Below are 20680 nucleotides of genomic sequence, written 5' to 3'. Positions count from 1 at the left end.
TATTTTTCTCATAAAGTATTCTTTTCGGAAATACTTTTTGGTGGTTTGTCAGCTCTCGCATCAGCGAAGGTTTAATACATTAATAAAGTCTGCGGGGCCCATACGTTGGGCTGCGCCGGTGGGGCAGTATTGAACGCAAGCTGGCCCTGCGGGTCTGTCCACGCAAGCGTCACACTTTACGGCTTTTTTACCTATTTCTTTTGCCGCATTACTGGGTGTGGCATTTTTATCTTCGCCCGGACCCGGCCCTGCACCGCCAAATAACCAGCTTAGAAATGGTGGCTTCTCTGGTAGCTGATAGCTGAGTTTAATAACGTTATAGGGGCAGTTGGTTTCGCAGTTGCCGCAGCCAATACAGGTGTCGTTGATATAGACTTCGCCGCTGCTTTCGCGATGAATCGCGTTTGGCGGGCACTCCTTCATGCAATGGGGTTGTTCGCAGTGTCTGCAGGCAATAGGAAGATTAATGTTGGCAAAGCGCACGCCCGCTTTTCGGTCTAGGCGGCTAATTCCTTTGTGGGTTTCCGCGCATGCGGTTTCGCAGTTGTCGCATCCAACACAAAGGTTTTCATCGATAAGTAAAACGTTGGTGCCTTCGCCGGTTCCCTGCGCCAGCAGAAACGACATTAGAGAGGCTTGTTCGGGAAGTGCGGCCATTTCAGCCGTAGACTTCAATTGCTTAGAGGTTTCGGTTTGTAATTTGGCAATGGACTCTGGTGATTTTTTAAGAAGTGCTAAAAAGGCGTGTCGGCCAATCTCGATGATCTCGGAGCGAACTGCAGCGTAGGCAGACTCGCGACGAGTGGCGTCACCCATCAGTGCCATTTGTCCAAATATTTGTCCTGAATGCAATTGTCCAATGGCGATCTCTCGGCCGTTTTCTAAACGGCTAAGCGCAATCGTGCCGCTGCGTATTAAATAGAGATGTTCGCCGCCGTCGCCTTCTTTATAAATGTGTTTGCCAGTATTAAAGTTCGAGGTGCTAACGCTTTTTGCGATATCTCGAAGCTCTGTGTAGCTGCCCTGAGGGGTAAAGAATTGTTGCAGGGTGCGCTGTAAAAATACGGTTTCTATCCCTTTGGCAACTTCGTCGTTGGCCGCCATTAGTTTTGCCATTGTGCGGCGCGGCGTCTCGATAAGAATCGTGTCGTTGCTGGCAACTGCGTTGCCGATTCGAGGTCGACCAGAGAGTAGGCTCATTTCGCCGAAAAACTGACCCGCTCCAAGAATGGTGTCGCTGCCCTCGGCCGAGCTGAGTGTGACCTGACCTTCAATAATGGTGAAGAAGGAATTGCTGTAGTCATTGTGGCGATAGATAAAGTCGCCGCTCTTGGCGACCTTGGTAATAATTGGCTGGCTGATAGGGCCGAGTTGCTTGGTCGCTAGACCTGCGGATTTTCGGCGCTGGATATCGGCACTACGAGCGGACTCGACATCGCTCAGGCGCTGTTGGCTTACCTCAATACCTTGGCGTTGTAGATTGCTAAGCTGTTCGTCATCTGCCACGCAGTAGCTAATATCACTTTCCATAATGAGTTCGCGAAACGCCAGTGCATTCATTCGTGAAAACATCGGCACCCGCTGCTGATATAGCGCCAGAATGTCATCGACATCAGCGACATAGGGTAGCAAGGCAAACTTCAGCGCGAGTAGTGGGTGGTCTACCGGCTTAACAGGATTGCCTTTAATGTATTCGATTACATCAAAGCCCTGGTTCATACCCTGCTTAATCAGTGGGTAGCCAGCCAGCGCGCCAATAATGTACAGGCCTTTAACATTTGATTGGTATTGGCCATCGAGTTCGGGAATGGCTTCGGGGTCTTCGTTGGGAAGACTGATGCCACAACTTTCGACAAATTTTCGCGGCGGAATAGAGCCAAGCCGAGCGATAATGCGATGGCAGGGCAATGTTTCATCACCCCTTGCGGTATTGAGAATGACCGTGCCGGCGGCACCGGGCTCGGGAATGCTGAGCGACTTCACCGAGGCGTCGTAGCGGCAAGAGAAGTCCATATTGCGATCGTTAATGGCTTCGAGGACATTATCTAAATTGCCCTGTTTGGCGCGAGTAAATTCGCTCTTGCGGTTAACAATAATGACGCGGTTGTGTTTGGCCAGCGCCAAGGCATTTTCGATGGCGGCATCACCGGCGCCGACCACAATAATATCTTCGTTGTGGTAATCATCCGGGTCATCGAGCTGGTATTGCACAAAGTGGGTATTGTCGCCGTCGATTCCCAAGCGCCGAGGGTTGCCCTGGGTACCAATCGCGAGCACAACATTATTGGCAGAAATAGTATTGCCATCGCCGCAGCAAATTTCAAAACGCTCACCTGATTTAGAAATTTGAGTGACTTCACAATCGGCGCGAAAATTAATTCCCGTATCGCTAATACCCTGTTCCCATGAACTGAGAATTTGCTCTCTTTTACTTGCGGTAAATTCTAAGGGGCTGCGCAGGTCTAAATAGCCGGGCTCATCCATAACATGCTTACCTTTTTGGTAGCGTTGTATGGTGTTGGCGTGTAGGGGCGAGCCTTCTATGAGTATGTGCGTGGGCTGGTGTTCGGCATTGGCTGCGCGTATGTCGAGATCATATTCAGCGGCCTTGGCTGCTGCGCTAAGCCCGGCAGGGCCGGCACCGATAATGGCGATATCAAAATGTTCTATCACGTTTGCTGCAGCATTCTTATTACCTTCCAAGCTTGCTAGGCGCAGTGCCTGCGGCGCTTCTTAGATGTTTTTATATTTTTGATTTAGACCAATTAAAGTCGAAGCGTCTAAATTATATGGTTAGGCATGTCGGCAGTTTACCGCGCTTGTTAGCCCTGCGCTATGTCTTGTTCACTGCTATGTTGTAAAGATAGCTTAGCAGAGCTTAGTGCTTTTACTTTAAAGGTGCTTAGAGGCTGATGTGTTAATTTGGGGATTGAGTTTGATTTAAATCCTGAGGCTATTAGTGGCGGCCGCTCAAATGATTCATCAGCGCCACGAAAGTGTGGATGGCAGCGGTTATCCGCGATGGCTTAAGGTCGAACAGATTCTGCTAGAGGCGCGGATTTTGGCCGTCGCGGATGTTATCGAGTCGATGGTATCGCATCGCCCCTACCGAGCCGCGAGGGGCATTGAGGAGGCGCTGGCGGAAATCGAGGCAGGGCGTGGCAGGACCTATGATACCGAGGTGGCCGATGCCAGTCTTAAGCTGTTCCGCGAAGATGGGTTCGAGCTGCCTGTGCAATGAACGGAGCAGATCAATATCCCGAGATGGCTCAAGCATCTGCTTGAGTTGTATTTGAAACTGCACTTTCTATTGCTAGACGCAGATAATTTGCTGACATCAAAAAACGCATATAATGCTTTGCTGACCACTATGGCATCTGCGGATAATAGCCGTATTTTGAAAACACTTGAGTCAGTGCCTCCAGCTGTTAAGCTGAACATATAATTATAATAAAGATACAAAACACTATGTTTGCTCTTCGAACGCTCATTTTCACAGTTTGTATGCTGCTGCCCATCACTAGTGCGGCGGCGCTGACGCTTGCCGAAAAAGCCCCTGATTTTAGTCTTGCCGCGCTAGATGATAAGCAAAAATACAGCCTTGCAGATTATGGTGGGCAGGTGGTTTACGTCGATTTTTGGGCGTCTTGGTGTGGCCCGTGCCGTCAATCCTTACCGAGTCTCGACAGGCTGTACCGGCAACTAAGTCATCGCGGCTTTATGGTGCTGGCTATTAATGTTGACGCCTATAGTCAGGATGCCAAGGACTTCCTTAAAGCTTACCCGGTTTCTTATCCGGTACTCCGTAATGAGAGCGGAAGCTTGCCCGCCACCTTTGGCGTTAAAGGTATGCCCACGGCGTTTTTAATTGATAAACAGGGCAAGGTGCGTCGCGTACACGAGGGCTTTCGTCTGGGTGACGAGGATATTATTCGCAAGGAAGTGCTGACACTACTGCAAGAGGAATCCTGATATGCGTGTCTTAGCAATACTGATGGCATTGGCGATGCTTAGCGCTTGCGCGCTTGAACCAGTGGAAGCCTGGGAGCGGGGTTATCTGGCGCGCCCAGAAATGGCATGGGAGCCAGACGCACTGAGTAGCTCCTATCGCAAGCACGTGCATTTTAGTAAAGAAGCCAGCAATGGCGGCGCCTCCGTTGGTGGCGGCGGCTGCGGTTGTAATTAAAGGGCGATGCTATGAGTCAGAAGATAAATAATAAGCGCGTTCTTACCGCATTAACCAGCGCCGCACTGGCGATTCCCGGCATGAGCGCCTCGGTGCAGGCGGCCTCGGTATTGACGGAAACAGTTGTCCAGTACAAGGCTTCAAGCTACCGCGAAGCCGATTTAGACAGCAGTAAATTGTCTGGCGGCTCCCGCGAACGCTATGAAATAGACAGCCACCAAGTGCGAGCGCAATTGCCGCTGGGTAAGAAAACTGACGCCAGCATCGAGTTCATGTATGAAACCATGAGTGGCGCGTCGCCGTGGTTTATTTTGCCGGGACAAGATGGGCCGGTGCAGGTGATGAGTGGTGCCACCATTCATGAAGAGCGCAAAGACCTGCAGGCGACGGTTAATCATCTATTGAACGATAAAACGGTGATTTCTTTCATTGCTGGGGTGTCGGACGAGAAAGACTATTTTGCCGTGAGCGCGGGGGTGGAGGCGCTCTATGAAATCCCCGATACCCAGCTCACGTTTACCGCTGGTTTAGGATATAGCGACGACGAACTGGAGCCCACCGACGGCGCCATCATGCCAGACCGTATTGAACGCGCGACCCGAGACAGCAGCACCGCCTTTGTGGGACTGTCGCAAATCTTAAGTAAAACTAGCGTGGTGCAAGCCAGTCTTAGTTATGGTTTGCAGCGGGGATTTCTATCCGACCCCTACAAAAAAGTATGGATAGACGATCAAGCCAATACTATCAACGATAGTCGCCCCGACGATCGCAATCAGTTTGTCGCCCAGGCTAGGTTGCGACATTTTCTGCCTGACTTAAAAGCGGCGCTGCATTTGGATTACCGCTATTTTGAAGATGACTGGGAAATAGCCTCTAGCACGCTAGAAGCGGCGTGGTATCAAAACCTGCCGGGTGGTTGGGTGTTCACGCCATCGCTGCGTTACTACACCCAAACTCAGGCGTTTTTCTATGCGCCGTATTTCTTTTCGGCGCGCAGCGACGGTTTTGGCTCGGCGGATTATCGCTTGTCGCCCTATGGCGCTATCAGCGTAAAACTGCGACTAGAGAAGCGCTGGCAAGGTTTGGATCTACACGCTGAGTGGGAAGCTTACGAAGCCAGCGCAGATTATTCTTTAGATTCCGTCAATGTAGAAAACCCTGCCTTGGTAGAATTTGATATTCTCTCGGTGGGGTTTAACTGGCGGCTATAGTGCGTTGGCATGCTCCTTGGGGCCAGTAGTGTCGACAGGCCCATACTAACGGAGAAATACCGCGTGCAGCTTTACCACTACCCTTTCACTGCAATGGCCAGCCCCTGCGAACTGCGTTTATACGCTGAGTCACAGGCACTGGCCGATGCTGCCGCCGATGCCGCCAAAGCAGAAGTTATCCGCATTGAGCAAACCTACTCCCGTTACCGCGAAGACAGCGTAGTCGGCAGAATCAATGCCGCCGCTGGCGGCAATCCTATTGCTCTAGACGAAGAAACCAGCGCCTTAATTAATTACGCCACCACCGCATTTAAGGAAAGCGGCGGACTATTTGATATTAGCTCCGGGGTATTGCGCGAAGTGTGGAATTTTAAACTCGGTCAATTGCCGAGCCCCGCCGCCGTGGCATTCTGTGTAAAGCGTGTGGGTTGGAATAAGGTGCATTGGACCGCCCCCAATATTTCATTGCAGCAGGGCATGGAGCTAGACTTTGGCGGATTTGGCAAAGAATACGCCGCCGACCGCGCCGCAACTATTTGCGAAGAAAACGGCATCAGCCACGGCCTAGTCGAATTGGGTGGCGATATACGGGTGGTTGGCCCGCACCCCGACGGCAGCGCTTGGCATATTGGCATTCGCAATCCCCGTGACCCAGACGTGGCCGTGGCGGTAATACCGCTAAAGTCTGGCGGCCTTGCCAGCAGTGGCGACTACGAACGCTTTATGGTGATAGACGGCAAGCGCTACAGCCATATTCTTAATCCCTGCACTGGTAGACCCGTAGATCAACCGATGGCCGGTGTTACCGTTGTCGCGCCGCTGTGTTTACTTGCAGGCACAGCAGCGACCGTCGCAATGTTGCAGGGTGAAAACGGCGCACCAACTTGGTTGAAAGAAATGGGGCTCCCGCATTTGTGGATTGATCAAACGGGAGTATTGGGGGGCGACCTTGTGCCGCAAGTTCAGAGCTAAGGTTATAGTTTAAGAGTTTAGGGGCATTTGTGGTGGCGAGTGCGAGCGAATGGTAAGAACGCGAAACGGTAATAAAAATGCTGTATTTTTAGTGCTAGCCATCTTTATCCAGTGAGACATCACTGCACATTCAAGCAGTAAAACAAGACTGATAATTCAAGTATAGGGGCTTTCAGGGCTGTTGTAGGCTCATGTCGAAATTAGAGCACCGACTTATATGACGGGTCTAGTGCCATATTAGCGGGCAGCCGCTGTTTCCGAGTCGTCGAGGCAAGTGAAAAAGAGCGTGCGTCCAATTAACATATTGGCGAATCACGTTACGCATTGAAGTTTAAAAAATATGCGATATGATCAAGGGGAAAGGAATGTTTGGCAGAACTAAAGGGAAGTATTCTTCGTTTGATCAGCGCTAGCTATTCGCGAGACACACATCTTATTGAATTCCCTTATGTTTTTTAATCCATGCTGAAGTCTCGACTTTGATAAAGGGGCGCGAGTCACTATAACTAGCTGCTATGTCTTAAGGACAAAATAAATGAAGTATTGGAGAATGCAGTTACACCCTGATGAAGGGAAGAGTTCGGGGTTCTATTCTCACCAAAGTGTTGCGGCGGGATTTATTGGATTGGATTTCGCTACCGATACTGGTGATCTTCTTGCAGAGGATCATAGTGAAATTCTTTCGAGCCAAAAGGATTACGTAGATTTTGCACAGAAAATGGAGGTCGGGGATAAAGTGCTCGTTATCTCTCATCACTTCCCATTGGCCTTGGTTACAGTTGATAGTGAATACAATTACATCAGAAGAACCGAACCAAAAATTGGTGTCTGGTTCAGGCACTTTCGCAGAATCAAAGATGTAGTGTATTACTCAGACTTTAAAACGAATGCAAAATCATGGGATCAATACATCATGACTGACACAATTTCTATTCTCAAAGATCCTAACTCAAAGTCATATAAGCTAATTGAGAGAATGAGCACAGTTGAGACATAACATCTAATCAATTTGACACTCCGCAAAGTGTCACATTTTTTGCGAGGCAAAAAGACCGCCACTTCGCCACGGCAAATTATTAGGGAGTTCACACTATAAATTATGCAAAGAATCGAACTATTTAACTCTCAGAAACTTAAAGCCGCTTGCAGGGTGCTCGGCGATACAGAGAGAGGGTTAACTGCCTCTGAAATAGGCTATCTAATTCAAGACTGCAAAATTGAAGACGTCACTCCAACAATGACAAAGTGGAAGCGTCTCTTTAATGCTCTAGGAGAAGCCCAAAATAAGTATCAAGTGGGTAACCATCTAATTATGTTTATTAATCGTGCACTTGATCCTGTTGGTTACGCTAGGGACAAAGAGAAATTTGAGTGGCGCCGTTCTGAACTAAACATTGTATTATCATTTTCAGGATTTACAGTAAGGGAAGATGGGAAGGTTTCTAAAACCAGGAAAGAAACAACACTGAAGGGAGCAAGAGAGCGAGCTGGCGCACTAAGGGCAAAGCTCGAAGACAGGGGAGCGCATGAAGAAGTTTTTAATTATTGTCGAGCTGAGCTTGTCGATGAAAATTATTTCCATGCAGTTCTTGAAGCGGTAAAGGGCATTGCAGAGCGAATTCGTAATATGTCATCTTTAACAACAGATGGCGCTGATCTATTTAATACCACATTTTCTGTTAAACAGCCTGTTTTAAAGATAAACGCCCTGAATACAGATACTGAAATCAGTGAACAGAAAGGCTTTAGCAATATGCTTGTGGGCTTATTTGGTGCAGTTAGAAACCCTGTAGCTCATGCGCCAAAAACATCGTGGCTCATGAGCGAGCAAGATGCTCTGGATATATTATCAACTGTATCATTTATTCATCGGAAGCTGGACAATGTTATTAAGGGTTAAGGGTTAAGGGTTAAGGGTTAAGGGTTCGTGCTTATTCGCTCCGCTAGAAAAAAAATAATTCCAAGGCAGCGGCATAGCTTAGCGTTAAATGTCTGCAGGATCAGAGGTCAGTGCAAGGAAGTGAAGCAGAAGAATCCATCAATAAGAATTGCGTTAAAGTCGCAATCGATGAGTCTGGCTGGGAAATGCTCTATTTAGTTAAGAGCACTGGTTAAAAACTTACCCAAAATCTGAGTGTCATGGTGGTGGCGAGCCACTATTAAATAAAGTCACTAAAGAATACGCAATAGCAAAGTTTAGTGTGTAAATTAGAGTTCATATACTTAACGCGGCGCGCAACCCGACGGCCACGCCGCCGGTTCGCTTGGCGTTAGAATGAGACAATGAGAGTTCACGGCAATTTAATAAAATGGAATGATGATCGAGGGTTTGGCTTTGTATCGTCGCCCCAAAATGCAGGTGAAATATTTGTACATATTTCTGCGTTTCCGCGAGATGGGATAAGACCAAAAATTGGTGAATTGATCTCGTTCGAAGTTGAGATTGAAAAAAATGGTAAGAAGCGGGCAGTGCATGTCCTCCGGCCAGGTTCGACAGTCCGGAAGAGAAAAGGAGCGAGTCACAGATCTAAAGGCGATGCTGTTGCGTTAAAGCTTGGCATTACATTCGTATTGGTCTTGGCTTTAGGCTATTTTGGCTTCAATTTTTATATTTCCCAGCAAAGTTCCGAGCTGTTAATGCTAAAGCAGGCCATTACAGCGCCAATGTCCGCTAGCCGAAAATTCGAATGCGATGGCCGGAAGCATTGCAGTCAAATGACATCAAGAGCTGAAGCAGAATACTTTATTAAAAATTGCCCTAATACCAAAATGGATGGAGATCATGATGGAACTCCGTGCGAAAATGATTCGAGGTTCTAACAATGTTTTGCTGTTGAAATTTTTTCCGTTGCCCATTTTGGGTTTGGTAACACAAAAGTATCCACTCAAAAATTTCAACAGAACACTGCGTTTAGCTTTTTATCTACATAGAGAATTTGCCATGAAGATGAATTATTTTGTATTTGGAACTAATAATAAAGAAAAAGCAATCGCGTTTTATGATGAATTTTTGATGGGTGTGGATTAAACAAAATTCCCGCAGAAGGGCGGATGACACTATGGGGTAACGAAGACTTTATGTTTTCCATAGCAGAGCCGTTCGACGAAACCCCAGCATCTAATGGCAATGGTACTATGCTTGGCCTTCTTGTTGACTCTATTGAGGAGGTTAATCGATTACATAAGAAGGCTTTTGATTTAGGAGACTTGAGTGAGGGGGAGCCTAGAATACGTTCCAGTATGCATTCGGCCTATATAAGAGATATAGATAATAATAAAATATGTTTTTATACAGCTAATACTTAACAAGTAAAGGTAGAATCGTCCTGTGGACTGGGCGTGCTAAAGCGCGACAGTTATTCCATCTTGCCATAATTTGTCCTGGCTGGACCGGAAGATGGATGGCACCTCTTAGCAATATGGGCGATTGCTGTATGGCTCATACTGAATAATAAAATAAAGCCAGTTCGCTCCATTCTTAACCGCTTTGTCGGTGATTGGGGCCTTAGGAGTGCGGAATGCGCCGTTTTTGTTTAGCAAATAGTTTACTTATCTCAGGGCTGTTATCCCTTGCCGCTTGCGGCGGCGGAAACAGTAGCGGCAGTCCGCAGGGCGGAAGCGGTGGCACACCTAGTGCGGGTAATAGCGGTTCAGCCGAAGAGTTCTTTCAAAGCCGTTTGCAAACCTCGTCGGGCTTTTGTCGGACCTGCCATATTCCCGGTGGCGTGGCAGATACCGCCGAGGGCGACGGTTTAATGCTGTCTAGCAATGCCGCGGATGATTACCGTTTGCTGCGCGCCTCTTGGGGGACCCTCGGTGGCGGCGTGGAAACCAGTCCGCTGTTGATTGAACCCAGTGATCCCAGCGAACCGCACAGCGGCGGTAAGCCATGGCCGGTGGGCAGTCAGCCCTACGATGCGATGCGAACCTTGCTGGCTTGTTGGGCGAGTCCTAATACCTGCAGCTTGAGTGGCGGTGGCAGTGATCCAGCACCCGACTTAGAACCCTTGCTGGGCAGCGCTCGCGGTGGTCACCTTTGGTTTGATTACTGTGGTGCCGATGGCAACGGCAATCCGCGCGCCGACAGTGCGTTGCTGCCCTCTGATCCGCGTTCGATGGTGCAGCCGGGCATAAGTAATGGTAAAGCGGTAGCCTTTAATGCCTTTTGGAAAGATTGCCATATTGATCCCGAGCTAGTGGGTGAAAAGCCTCATCCTGAAACCTGCGGCGAATTGCGCGCGAGCTACGCCAAGGGCGCACCGATTATGGAAGGCAATGGCCAGGAGGGTGCAGCCACTACCTTTGCCGGTCAGCAGCCTCATGGTTTGGCGGCTATTAGTGCTGATCAATACAATATGATGTGGTTACTTTGGGGGCTGCCAGGTCGGCCAGATAATTTCGACCAATTGGTGGCGGAGCGCCACGGTTTCGGTCCAGTTTTGAGCGGCCCAGACGCGCCTCGCAACCCCTACCCCTTGCAGGGCGAGGATCCAAATTTAAGCAACGGCGGTTCTGGCACTCTGCCCCAGGGTTTAACGCAAACACGTAATAATGACGGTACATACAGCGGCTATATTGCGGCCAACTGCCAAGGCTGTCACAGCACGCCGGTGGAAACCGCTGATGGGATTGAATACCACTATGGTGCAGGTGGAGGCTTGCTGGATGCCAGCACTTCTGCGCGCGATTTTGGCGCCTTGGGTGGCGCGGGAACCTTGCTCATTGATCGCGCTGGTTTTGGTGGTCGAGTTCGCGGTACCAACAATGCGCAGTTTGCCAATGTGCTGGCATTGTTTGGGAGTTTTGAAAACCCAGATCCAATCACCTTTGGGCAGATTCTTAATAATGGTTCGACGGCTACCGGAGATACGCCCGCGTGGTGGAATGTGGGGCATCGGCCGGTAAAGTTTGTTGATGCAATGTTTTCTGGCGACGCGGTGCGGGTGGATTTCGCACTCTATTATCCCTTGCTTGATAAAAACCCTCTGATCGACGGCGAGGCGCCCGGTATTTTCGATATGGATCGTGTCGATCGATGGATGAGTGACAATGTGCAGTACGGCGACCACTGGATTATGGCGCAGAAATCGCCCGAGTATCCGGGAGTAATTGATGAGCCCTTGGCCGAGCAGGGCGCCGTGTTGTTTCACACTAAAAACCTATGGGCTGCAAACGTCAATAATCCAGTGCCGCAACCGGCTCAGGGCAATGGTAGCTGCGCGGGATGCCACGGCGCTTACTCGCCACGCTATGTAAATGACATAAGCTTTTTGGCTAGTCCAGCATTAGAGGGGATGGCTAGTTATATAACGCCCATCGATATTATTGCTACTGACCGCGTTCGTTTGGACACCTTTAACGAGGGTACGAATCAAGGTTTGTCGGAAACCTTTGTGGGCTATCCCGAAACCGCAAACACCGCTCAGGATTGCCGCGTTCAGAATATGGAATCATTACGTAATGGTCGCCCCAAAGGCTATGTCGCGCCACCACTTTACGGCGTTTGGGCAACTGCACCTTATTTGCATAATGGCTCGGTTCCAAATATTGCTGCGGTGCTGAATTCATCGGCACGCCCAGCAATTTGGCGCAGAGTGTCTAATTCCGCTAGGGCCGACCAGCAGGGTCAAGTGGTGATGGGTTTTGATTATAATTTTGCCCGTGCTTACGACCAGCAAAATGTAGGTTGGGATTACGAAGCCTTAGATTGCGGTGGTGACAACACCTTGCCGTATTTAGATTGCACACCACTTGATCCCTTGGTCGACACTATTTTACAGATACCGCTAAATGCACTGTTTTCCAATATTTTAATGGCATGGAATATCACCAACCCGCCAATACTGAGCAATCAAGAAGTCGAGAACCGAAAAATTTATAATACCGCTATGTTTAGCCAAGGTAATGGCGGGCATGCGTTCAGCGATGTGTTAAATGACGCCGAGCGCAAAGCCATTATTGAATACTTGAAAACACTCTAAGGTGTCTGCAAAAGGGGCTGGATTGTGACAGTGCACTTTGGCCAGTGAATGAATGATTTGAAATAGTACCGCGGTATAAAAAGATGAAATGTGAAAAAGCCACTTAGCGATCAACTAAGTGGCTTTTTTTGTTTTTGCTACAAGCGTTATTCTTAGAGATTAACGCGCTGCGGCTAGTGCACTTAACAAACGTTTATTGGCCTCAGTTAACGCTGCGCTAGCTCTAGCTTTATAGTCGTTTGGATTGGCGGTGATGTTGATATCTTTGGCGCTAGAAGAGCCACCGCTGAGTGCGCCCAATGCGGAGGAGAAAACATTAGCCGCTTTTTGTAGCCCGCTGGTTGAGTCTTCGCTCTTGCCGTATGCGCCGGGAATAACAACGGGTGCTTGTATGAGTAATTGGCCGTTGGGGTCGTTGAAGGTGCTGGTCACACCGCGCATCCAGTTAATGCCAGAACCTGGGACAACCTGAATGCCTTGGCCAACACTGACTTCTGCAGAGTATTCGGCGCCTTTGATGTCAGAGTAGGCATTTGAGCGGTATTCTGTTTCGCTGCCAAAGTAGACAAAGTGCACTACGTAGTTGGCATTAATAATCGGCACCTGTAATTGACCTGCGGCGTCATAGGCTTGATATGGCAGCATACCGCCAATGTTTTTGCTGATCAGTTTTTTCCCCGTTGGCGCAAACGTGGCGTCTTCGCGACTACCGCCAGTTATCACTTTAAATGACGAGGTGGTTTTTCTTGGGCTATCGTCGTATTTGATTTTTTGCCATGTAGGATTACCCGCTAGCGCGCTTTCATCGCCAATGGTATAGCCGTTGGCTCGCAGTCCTGCTGTAAAGTCTTTGTAAGCGGCGTCCGTGATGCTTTGCATAACCTCGTCGGATACGCCTTCCAATTTGGCGCGAATAGCGCTGCTTGCGTAGCCGGTGTCGCTGCTAAACATTGAGCTTTTTGCCGTGGCGGAGGTTTTGTCAAAGGTGACGAAGGTCACGCTGAACTCACCCATTAACACGGTGTTTTGTCCGGTGAATGTTTTGGCGTTGGTAATTGCAGTGGGCTCAACGACTTTCGCGCTGCCGCCACCACCGATGCCTGCGCAGGCGGTGATTAGGGTGAGAATCACTGCTGAGAATATGATTTTTTTCATGTGGCTGCTCGTATTTAATCTGGGGTTGGCAATCATAGAATGGCGCTAGTCATTGCATAACCCCCTAAATACGGGGTAGGCGGGAGTGTTAATTACAGCAGGGTATTTCGCAGCTCACTAATTTCTTGTTTGGCTTCTATTAAAAATGCCAAACCTTGTTCTGGTCCCATTTCTTCAAGGCCTAATTTACTAAATGCGGGTAGTCGCGATAGCTGTGGTAGCTTCTTATGACTGCTTTCGTCTAAATAGGTGTGATAGCGCGCGACGAGGATGAGATCCGTTAGATCTGCCTCGGGCCCCTTGTCTCGCATCCAGTTCTCGCGGTTGAGGCCAACGAGTATGAGTTCTTCGTCAAAGCGCCAATTGTGTAGCACTAGGCCGCTGATCTTGCCGGTAAAGTCATTAAGTAATTCCGTTACGGTGTTTTTGTCTGCACACAGGCTGGGGAAATCTTTTAAATTGGCTAGTAGCGGCAACGCACCAATGTCTTGAATTAAGCCCGCCAGCAGCGCGCGGTCGGGATCAAAGCCGCAGTGACGGGCCATAACATGGGCGAGTGATGCGGTGTATACACTGCGCCGCCAAATGTCCCGCATACTCTGTTTGACCATCGGATCTTGAATTAAAAATAGTGTTTTTAGGGCGTAGCTAGCGGTGAGATCTCGGGCGGCGTTAAGCCCTAGCCGGCGGATGGCGGCGGCTAAGTTTCGCACTGGATTACCGCGGCTGTAGTGAACGCTGTGGGAGACCTTCAATAGGTAGGTGCTTAGGCCAGGGTCTTGTTGGATCAGTTTTACAAGGTCATCAATGTCGAGGTCGGTTTGGCTTATGGCAACGCGGACGTCAATTGCGATATCTGGGAGGCTCGGTAGTTCTAGGGTGCCGGCGCGCAAGGAGTCCGTTACTAGCTTTAGTAGCTGCGTCTTGGGTGTCGTTGCAGAAGTGCTTGAAGGTGCCGGCATTACTAAGTCTATTGTGGATGAACGACATTATACTGTCGCTGTTACGTCGGTTTTACTCAATAGGGGCTTGCCGTAGTGCGGGGTGTGGCCGGTACAGATATACCGGCCGAGTCCAAGTCCTGTAGATTATCTACTCAGCGCCTCTCGATGAGACAGGAATTCATCGTAGTTGCCTTGGAAATCAACCAGTTCCTGATCTTTTATTTCGACAATACGGGTGGCTAATGACGACACAAACTCGCGGTCATGGCTGGCAAATATTAGGGTGCCGTCGTAATGCTCTAATGCGAGGTTTAAGGCCTCGATGGCTTCCATATCCAAGTGGTTGGTGGGCTCATCCATGATCAAGACGTTGGTGTCTTGCATCATTAGCTTGCCGAATAACAAGCGGTTCTTTTCACCACCGGAGCATACGGTAGCGCGTTTATTAAAGTCGTCAGATGAAAATAGCAGGCGGCCTAGGGTGGCACGTACTATTTGATCGTCATGCTCGGGCTTGCGCCACTGGCTCATCCAATCGAATAGATTGAGGTTATTGTCGAAATCATCGGTGCTGTCCTGAGGGCAGTAGCCGAGGGTGGCATTTTCTGACCATTTAACAACGCCTTCTTTGGCGCTCAAGTCATTCATTAAGCAGCGCAAAAATGTGGTTTTACCGGCGCCGTTTTCACCTAATACGGCCAAACGAGTGCCGGCGTCGATAATCATGCTGCCGTCTTTAAACAGAACTTCGTCAAAACCGTGACCGATCTTGTCTAGTATCAGCGCTTGGCGGTGGAGTTTTTTGTCTTGTTTAAAGCGGATATACGGTGACTGGCGACTGGAGGCTTTAATTTCATCCAGCTGAATCTTATCAATCTTTTTGGCGCGCGAAGTGGCCTGTTTGGCTTTAGATGCGTTGGCAGAAAAGCGACTAACGAAGGCTTGTAGATCGGCAATTTGCGCACTTTTCTTGGCATTCTGTGACTGCATGCGTTCGCGAGCTGCGGTGGCGGCCATCATAAAGTCGTCGTAGTTGCCGGGGTAAACACGCAGCTCACCGTAGTCGATGTCGGCCATGTGAGTACACACTTCGTTTAAGAAGTGACGATCGTGAGAAATGATGACCATGGTGCTCTTGCGGTCGTTGAGCACACCTTCCAGCCAGCGAATGGTGTTGATATCCAAGTTGTTGGTCGGCTCGTCGAGCAGCAAAAGATCTGGGTCAGAAAATAAGGCTTGAGCTAGCAATACCCTTAGTTTCCAACCCGGCGCCACTTCGCTCATTGGGCCAGTGTGCAGTGCTAGTTCAATGCCCGCACCCAGTAAGATCTCGCCCGCACGGCTCTCGGCGCTATAGCCGTCCAATTCCATAAACTGGGTTTCCAGATCCGCAACCTTCATGCCGTCTTCTTCTGACATCTCCGGCAGCGAATAAATGCGCTCGCGCTCCTCCTTTAATTCCCACAGCTCGGTGTGGCCCATGATCACGGTGTCGATCACCGAGTATTTTTCAAAGGCGAACTGGTCTTGGTGCAACTTGCCGACCCGCACATTGGGATCGGTGGACACATTGCCAGCGCTGGGGCTTAGGCTGCCATCCAGAATCTTCATGAAGGTAGTTTTGCCGCTGCCGTTTGCGCCGATAAGGCCGTAGCGATTACCTCCCCCAAATTTGACAGAGATGTTTTCAAAAAGCGGCTTGGCACCAAACTGCATGGTGATATTTGCGGCGGAGATCAATGTTGTATACCCAATGAGTGATGAAATGGAAATAGCGAAATGTGGACTACTTGCGGGGCGCGTATTATACGGGTTTATCGCTCTCAGGTCGATGACCGGCGGGGATTTGGGGAATTGTACCCATTTGGGTGTCCCGCGCACCGTCGCACCTTATTGATGCGTTGTAGACACCTTGTTGCTGGATAAAACGATAGTCCTTTTCCGAGAGCGGGTGGCTAATCAGGATGAAAGACTCGAGTCGGCTTAGGTCCGTTGCTGCTTATCGGAGATAACTGGGCATCTAGCGTGGTCGTTTCTTGGTGTGTTCATCCCAACGTTACCGCGTTGATTGCTGAGATCTGTCGTCAATTAACAGCAAAGTCGTCGCGCACGCCTATTTTCCATTTCTGCGCCCCAGCGTAGTTTATAGACCGATAATAAAGCCATAAAAAGCGGACTGTTGAGAATACTGTGGGATTAGGAACTACTGCAGTAATTTTAGTGTTGGCGCATGGGAGCTTACTAATGGACGCGCTTTGATTGATCGAATTAGTAAAAATAACAAGAAAGTGACGAGGTCGGATCTTTATGAAAAATAGTCAGGCGTGGCAGAGATTTTTCCAGTTTTCAGCAATTTTTAATTTTGTGGCAGCCTTTGGTCTTTTGTTTGCACCGGAGCTGCTGTTTAACATCTTGATGATGGGTGACGCTCTAACTAGCGAAGCTTTACCCTGGCTCCACCAGTTTGGTGGTTTGGTGTTGGTATTTGGTATCGGCTATTGGGTTATCTCGACCAATCCTATGCTACATAAAGATATTGTATGGATGGGATGCTTAGGAAAGGTGGTGGTTTTTACTATCGCTTGGATAGATATAGCGCTGTTTAACGCGCCTATCGGCTTTGGTATTTTGGTGGTGGCTGATCTCATTTTTGCGATCTTCTTTGCAATAGTATGGCGGGCCAGCGAGTAGTGTTTTGGGCGCGCCGCCTTTGTGTGATATTGATAATCTGACAGGTTTGAACGTCCAAACTACAGGGTTGAGCCGCTAAGCTAACCCTGTATTGCAACGCGCGGGGGGCTTTAGCCTATTGCCATGGATTATTCATGTATCCCAACTTGTGGAACTTCTCGATAAGCTCCCGATGACCAAATGCGCCTGCGGCTGACTGAAAGCCAACTGCTTTAAGTTCGCCATTTAATAATCGCTCTGCTGCCTCGGTGCAGATTTCGCCGGTAAAAGTATAGGGGGCGTTTAATGACAGCGACAAAACTGTAGTGACTTGGCGGCCCTGACCAATACAGGTGATCACGGTCCGGTGAATATCGGGGCTGTCTTTTGGTGGCTCCTCGGGTGTCATTTCATCGCCAAACTGGTTGGTCAGTATTTCTTTCTGCTCCTGATTCATGCCAAGTGACTCTTTGTTGAAGCGGTGGATCAGTGCAACGACGTTCTCAATGATCTCGTCACCGAAGGCAGTAAGTACTTTGCAGTTCATAACTCGATCATCGTGCTCATACCAGACCGGTTCGCAGCCGCCACTCCAAGGTAGGGCAAGCGCGGGTTGGGACATATGGGGAACGCTAATGGTGAAATGACGATCGCCCTGCCATTCGACCATTTCATTATTCTTGAGCAGATACTGGGAATTATTAACCATGCGCAAGAATGATTTTGTTGACGCTTGCGAAGGCAGGGCATCGTTAACTTGGTAGCTTAGGTCTAGGCTGTCGACGCCGTCGGTTTCAAGGACGACTTCGGCAGCCAGTGCGCCAGCGCACCACATATAGCTATTGGCCGGACTCAGTAGTAAGTTTCTTTCTGCGAAGGCTTTGCCGTATTGGTCGCGGACCGCAATAACAAAGTCCTGCTCGCCAGTAGTGTCCAGGTAGTGGCAATTGGTTTCCAGGCAGGCCTCAACTATTGGCCACGCGAGTTGCATAAATGGCCCAGCAACATTGATGACAACTTCTACTTTCCCGAGCAAGGGCAGCAGTTCTTCGCGAGTGTTTGCCGCTTGCGCGATTGTGGCTGGCGCTTTGCGGCCAAGTCGCTCCTCAACAATGGCTAAGGACGCTTCTAGTTTCGCCTTGTTTCTGCCTGCAAAATAAAAGGGCATATTTCGTCGTGCCAAGCACTCGGCGACTAATTTTCCTGTGTAGCCGCTTGCACCATAGATGAGTATGCGCGGTGAGTTAGACATAGTAATACTCCGATACTTTAATTTATAAAAATTATTTTAAGTGGTGACCACCTTTAATTAGTGATGACTCAAGGTATCTAAAGCATTAGGAACTAAGAATGCGAAATGCGGACATTCACTTGCGAAAATCGGACACCGATGTTAGCTTTAAATAAAAATGAGTTTCCATGAAACCAAAATATCACTCCGCAAAAACTATTCTTTCCCCTTTGGCACGATTGCGAGAAGACGGTGTGTCGGTTGGTCAGGCATTAACCGGTACTGGCCTATCATTATCTATTCTCAACACACCAGAGCAGCATGTCAGCTTAAGCCAGGAGTTGATGTTTCTTAGAAATTTGCGCAAGGCGAGTGCTGATCCCGCTGTCGGACTTAAGGTGGGGGCATGCTATCCCTTAACTTTGTTTGGTATATATGGCTATGCACTAATGAGTGCCGCGACGGTGATGGACGCTTTAAAACTCGCGTATGAGTTTGTCGAGCTGAGTTTTGCGTTTTACGATCACAGTATGTCCTTTCGCGGCGATAACGTTGTGATGTCTATGAGCTCAAATGATTACTGCGCAGATGACTCTGCCATGCTTAATGAGCGCGAGATGATTGCCACCTTGATGATTCTGCGCGGTTTGATGGGCGATAGTTTTCGTTTGTACTCGGCTAGCCTATGCAGTGCGCCGCAAACATCAATGTCTGAGTATGAGAAATATTTTCAGTGCCCTGTAACCTTTAGTGCACCAGAGAACGCCCTTAGTTTTTCTGCTGATCTATTAAAAACTCCAATCTTGCAATGCGACAGTGACACTGCCAGTTTGTGCATCGATCGATGCGAGCGATTGAAAGCACGATTAAGCGAAGAATATAATATTGAGTACGAGGTGCGAGAGTTGATACTCCTGCGGCCGGGGTATTTTCCGACTATTGATGAGTTAGCCGCTAAATTAAATATGTCTGGTCGAACATTAAGACGAAAATTAACGGCTAACGGGATTGGTTATCAAAAAATACTAGATGATTTACGCTTTCAATTGTCGCGGGAGTATTTGTGTTCTACAAACATCAGCGTAGATCAAATATCGATATTACTAGGCTATAGTGACCCCGCTCATTTCTCTCATGCTTTTCGGCGATGGGCAGGGCTTGCGCCATCAGAGTTCCGCGGGACCTTCGCCGTATAGCCTCGTTGACGTAGATCGCTGGGATTGACCCCCGTCCAGCGTTTATAGGCATGACAAAAACTCGATGAATCCGAGTACCCCAGTCTTACAGCGATTTCTTCAATCGTAAACTTAGTACTTTGCAAATATTCGATGGCGAGATTCTGGCGTACGTCTTCGAGAATTCCCTTGTAGCTGCTATTCTCCGCACTCAGTTTGCGCTGCACTGTACGGGCGGTCATATTAATACGGTTAGCCACTGTTTCTAGCGTAAATATCTCTCTGGGTGACGATAAAATCTGATTGCGGATAATATCTGAAAAGGTGCTATTTTTTGCTAATTTTAGGCAGATATTCTCGCATTGACTACCGTATATTCTTGCCGTCTCTGGTTCCGATTGGGCAAGTGGCTGATACAGCAGCTTACTCTCGAAAGCGTAGTAGTTCTCTGCAGAATCAAAGTGTACAGGGCAGTTAAAATACTCCCTATACACTTCTGCATAACTGGGCTTAGCTTGTTTAAGGTGCACTTCGAGCACGGGAAGTTCCTGCCCGAGCGCTTCTTTAAAAATTGTGTGTGAAGCAACTAGGCCTCTATCAATCATATATTGTTGGCTTCCGCCGAGATCTCTAAGTGCTTCAAGACTGACATAGGCCCGATCTCCACGCACCGTGGTATTCCAGAGCATGTAAGTCCATGTCATCAAAATATTCTTGTACAGAACAGTCATACCTGCCAGCAGATTTTCACTGGTCATAATAGCTAGGCCCAGTAGTCCGTAGGCCGACAGATGGTAGCGTCTTCCGACAATTAAGCCGATTTCAGGAATATCAATGCCGCGAATAACGTCGGTAGTGAAGCTTAATTCCTGATGAGGTGTTAATTCATAGCTTGGATCTTCAAGTGCCTTGGGTGGTATACCTGCCGCGGCTAGCATAGGCGCAGGATCTAATTTGTATTCTTTGAGTAAGGAAATTAGGGGGTTGAGCCCATAACTCAGGTGTCTGGCAGGAGGCGTGCTTAATGACGACCTTAGCTCCATGAGCGGGCTCTCTTATTTTGTTTTTGTACGCTGTCGTAAATTAACAATCATATTGTCTTCTGTAAACATCTAACTTTTCAATTCACCTCGCTAGTATGGTTACCCAAACATA

18 protein-coding genes are annotated in these 20680 nt (G+C 48.7%); 12 read left to right on the top strand and 6 right to left on the bottom strand.

Annotated features, from left to right (window positions below; all coding sequences use genetic code 11):
• Positions 1–60: 60 nt before the first annotated feature.
• A complete protein-coding gene (locus AB4875_RS00260) occupies positions 61–2673 on the bottom strand; it encodes a cyclic nucleotide-binding domain-containing protein (RefSeq protein ID WP_368374021.1) in 2613 nt (870 codons plus the stop codon).
• Positions 2674–2974: 301 nt separating this feature from the next.
• Between AB4875_RS00260 and AB4875_RS00255 the strand changes: the two genes are divergently transcribed.
• The 10 genes from AB4875_RS00255 to AB4875_RS00210 all read left to right on the top strand — a co-directional run bounded on the left by AB4875_RS00255 (position 2975) and on the right by AB4875_RS00210 (position 12350).
• Positions 2975–3241: an HD-GYP domain-containing protein gene (locus tag AB4875_RS00255; RefSeq protein WP_368374020.1), complete on the top strand. Its 267-nt coding sequence runs from the start codon at positions 2975–2977 to the stop codon at positions 3239–3241.
• 227 nt (positions 3242–3468) lie between these two features.
• The gene (locus tag AB4875_RS00250; protein ID WP_368374019.1) at positions 3469–3972 is read left to right on the top strand and encodes a TlpA family protein disulfide reductase; all 504 of its coding nucleotides are present in this window, start codon (positions 3469–3471) and stop codon (positions 3970–3972) included.
• A 1-nt stretch (position 3973) separates the two neighbouring features.
• The gene (locus AB4875_RS00245) at positions 3974–4186 is read left to right on the top strand and encodes a DUF4266 domain-containing protein (RefSeq protein ID WP_368374018.1); all 213 of its coding nucleotides are present in this window, start codon (positions 3974–3976) and stop codon (positions 4184–4186) included.
• Positions 4187–4197: 11 nt separating this feature from the next.
• Positions 4198–5397, top strand: coding sequence for a DUF3570 domain-containing protein (locus tag AB4875_RS00240; RefSeq protein WP_368374017.1), 1200 nt, complete (start codon positions 4198–4200; stop codon positions 5395–5397).
• 63 nt (positions 5398–5460) lie between these two features.
• Positions 5461–6369 (top strand): FAD:protein FMN transferase, encoded by a 909-nt coding sequence (locus AB4875_RS00235; protein ID WP_368374016.1) that lies wholly within the window; start codon positions 5461–5463, stop codon positions 6367–6369.
• Positions 6370–6904: 535 nt separating this feature from the next.
• A complete protein-coding gene (locus AB4875_RS00230; protein ID WP_368374015.1) occupies positions 6905–7366 on the top strand; it encodes a hypothetical protein in 462 nt (153 codons plus the stop codon).
• Between the two features lie 102 nt (positions 7367–7468).
• Positions 7469–8269 carry a TIGR02391 family protein gene (locus AB4875_RS00225; protein WP_368374014.1) on the top strand — a complete coding sequence of 267 codons (801 nt, stop codon included), beginning with the start codon at positions 7469–7471 and terminating at the stop codon, positions 8267–8269.
• A gap of 383 nt (positions 8270–8652) precedes the next feature.
• Positions 8653–9189 (top strand): excalibur calcium-binding domain-containing protein, encoded by a 537-nt coding sequence (locus AB4875_RS00220; protein ID WP_368374013.1) that lies wholly within the window; start codon positions 8653–8655, stop codon positions 9187–9189.
• Positions 9152–9397: a hypothetical protein gene (locus AB4875_RS00215; protein ID WP_368374012.1), complete on the top strand. Its 246-nt coding sequence runs from the start codon at positions 9152–9154 to the stop codon at positions 9395–9397. Before AB4875_RS00220 ends, AB4875_RS00215 begins: the two co-directional genes overlap by 38 nt.
• A gap of 490 nt (positions 9398–9887) precedes the next feature.
• A complete protein-coding gene (locus AB4875_RS00210; protein WP_368374011.1) occupies positions 9888–12350 on the top strand; it encodes a c-type cytochrome in 2463 nt (820 codons plus the stop codon).
• 159 nt (positions 12351–12509) lie between these two features.
• On the opposite strand, the gene AB4875_RS00205 is transcribed toward AB4875_RS00210, so the two are convergent.
• The 3 genes from AB4875_RS00205 to AB4875_RS00195 form a co-directional block, all read right to left on the bottom strand.
• A complete protein-coding gene (locus AB4875_RS00205) occupies positions 12510–13505 on the bottom strand; it encodes a hypothetical protein (protein WP_368374010.1) in 996 nt (331 codons plus the stop codon).
• Between the two features lie 92 nt (positions 13506–13597).
• Positions 13598–14467, bottom strand: a complete 870-nt coding sequence (locus AB4875_RS00200) for an HDOD domain-containing protein (protein WP_368374009.1) — start codon at positions 14465–14467, stop codon at positions 13598–13600.
• 126 nt (positions 14468–14593) lie between these two features.
• Positions 14594–16189: an ABC-F family ATPase gene (locus AB4875_RS00195; RefSeq protein WP_368374008.1), complete on the bottom strand. Its 1596-nt coding sequence runs from the start codon at positions 16187–16189 to the stop codon at positions 14594–14596.
• Positions 16190–16756: 567 nt separating this feature from the next.
• On the opposite strand from AB4875_RS00195, the gene AB4875_RS00190 reads away from it, so the two are divergent.
• Positions 16757–17140 (top strand): hypothetical protein, encoded by a 384-nt coding sequence (locus tag AB4875_RS00190; RefSeq protein WP_368374007.1) that lies wholly within the window; start codon positions 16757–16759, stop codon positions 17138–17140.
• Between the two features lie 115 nt (positions 17141–17255).
• Here AB4875_RS00190 and AB4875_RS00185 read toward each other — a convergent pair whose 3' ends face one another.
• A complete protein-coding gene (locus tag AB4875_RS00185; RefSeq protein ID WP_368374006.1) occupies positions 17256–18371 on the bottom strand; it encodes a saccharopine dehydrogenase family protein in 1116 nt (371 codons plus the stop codon).
• A gap of 167 nt (positions 18372–18538) precedes the next feature.
• Here AB4875_RS00185 and AB4875_RS00180 point away from each other — a divergent pair, with 167 nt between their 5' ends.
• A complete protein-coding gene (locus tag AB4875_RS00180; RefSeq protein ID WP_368374005.1) occupies positions 18539–19546 on the top strand; it encodes an AraC family transcriptional regulator in 1008 nt (335 codons plus the stop codon).
• Here AB4875_RS00180 and AB4875_RS00175 read toward each other — a convergent pair.
• A complete protein-coding gene (locus AB4875_RS00175) occupies positions 19483–20568 on the bottom strand; it encodes an AraC family transcriptional regulator (protein ID WP_368374004.1) in 1086 nt (361 codons plus the stop codon). The two genes, AB4875_RS00180 and AB4875_RS00175, sit on opposite strands and share 64 nt — an antisense overlap.
• Positions 20569–20680: the final 112 nt, after the last annotated feature.

The organism is Zhongshania sp. R06B22 (assembly GCF_040892595.1).
GTDB classification, from domain to species: domain Bacteria; phylum Pseudomonadota; class Gammaproteobacteria; order Pseudomonadales; family Spongiibacteraceae; genus Spongiibacter; species Spongiibacter arctica.
This window is presented reverse-complemented; position numbering and strand designations above follow the sequence as displayed.

What these genes read in the sequence shown, in the direction of transcription:
- AB4875_RS00255 (WP_368374020.1), top strand. Translation starts at nt 2,975, where the DNA reads ATGATTCATCAGCGCCACGAAAGTGTGGATGGCAGCGGTTATCCGCGA.
- AB4875_RS00250 (WP_368374019.1), top strand. Translation starts at nt 3,469, where the DNA reads ATGTTTGCTCTTCGAACGCTCATTTTCACAGTTTGTATGCTGCTGCCC.
- AB4875_RS00245 (WP_368374018.1), top strand. Translation starts at nt 3,974, where the DNA reads ATGCGTGTCTTAGCAATACTGATGGCATTGGCGATGCTTAGCGCTTGC.
- AB4875_RS00240 (WP_368374017.1), top strand. Translation starts at nt 4,198, where the DNA reads ATGAGTCAGAAGATAAATAATAAGCGCGTTCTTACCGCATTAACCAGC.
- AB4875_RS00230 (WP_368374015.1), top strand. Translation starts at nt 6,905, where the DNA reads ATGAAGTATTGGAGAATGCAGTTACACCCTGATGAAGGGAAGAGTTCG.
- AB4875_RS00225 (WP_368374014.1), top strand. Translation starts at nt 7,469, where the DNA reads ATGCAAAGAATCGAACTATTTAACTCTCAGAAACTTAAAGCCGCTTGC.
- AB4875_RS00220 (WP_368374013.1), top strand. Translation starts at nt 8,653, where the DNA reads ATGAGAGTTCACGGCAATTTAATAAAATGGAATGATGATCGAGGGTTT.
- AB4875_RS00215 (WP_368374012.1), top strand. Translation starts at nt 9,152, where the DNA reads ATGATGGAACTCCGTGCGAAAATGATTCGAGGTTCTAACAATGTTTTG.
- AB4875_RS00210 (WP_368374011.1), top strand. Translation starts at nt 9,888, where the DNA reads ATGCGCCGTTTTTGTTTAGCAAATAGTTTACTTATCTCAGGGCTGTTA.
- AB4875_RS00205 (WP_368374010.1), bottom strand. Translation starts at nt 13,505, where the DNA reads ATGAAAAAAATCATATTCTCAGCAGTGATTCTCACCCTAATCACCGCC.
- AB4875_RS00200 (WP_368374009.1), bottom strand. Translation starts at nt 14,467, where the DNA reads ATGCCGGCACCTTCAAGCACTTCTGCAACGACACCCAAGACGCAGCTA.
- AB4875_RS00190 (WP_368374007.1), top strand. Translation starts at nt 16,757, where the DNA reads ATGAAAAATAGTCAGGCGTGGCAGAGATTTTTCCAGTTTTCAGCAATT.
- AB4875_RS00185 (WP_368374006.1), bottom strand. Translation starts at nt 18,371, where the DNA reads ATGTCTAACTCACCGCGCATACTCATCTATGGTGCAAGCGGCTACACA.
- AB4875_RS00180 (WP_368374005.1), top strand. Translation starts at nt 18,539, where the DNA reads ATGAAACCAAAATATCACTCCGCAAAAACTATTCTTTCCCCTTTGGCA.
- AB4875_RS00175 (WP_368374004.1), bottom strand. Translation starts at nt 20,568, where the DNA reads ATGGAGCTAAGGTCGTCATTAAGCACGCCTCCTGCCAGACACCTGAGT.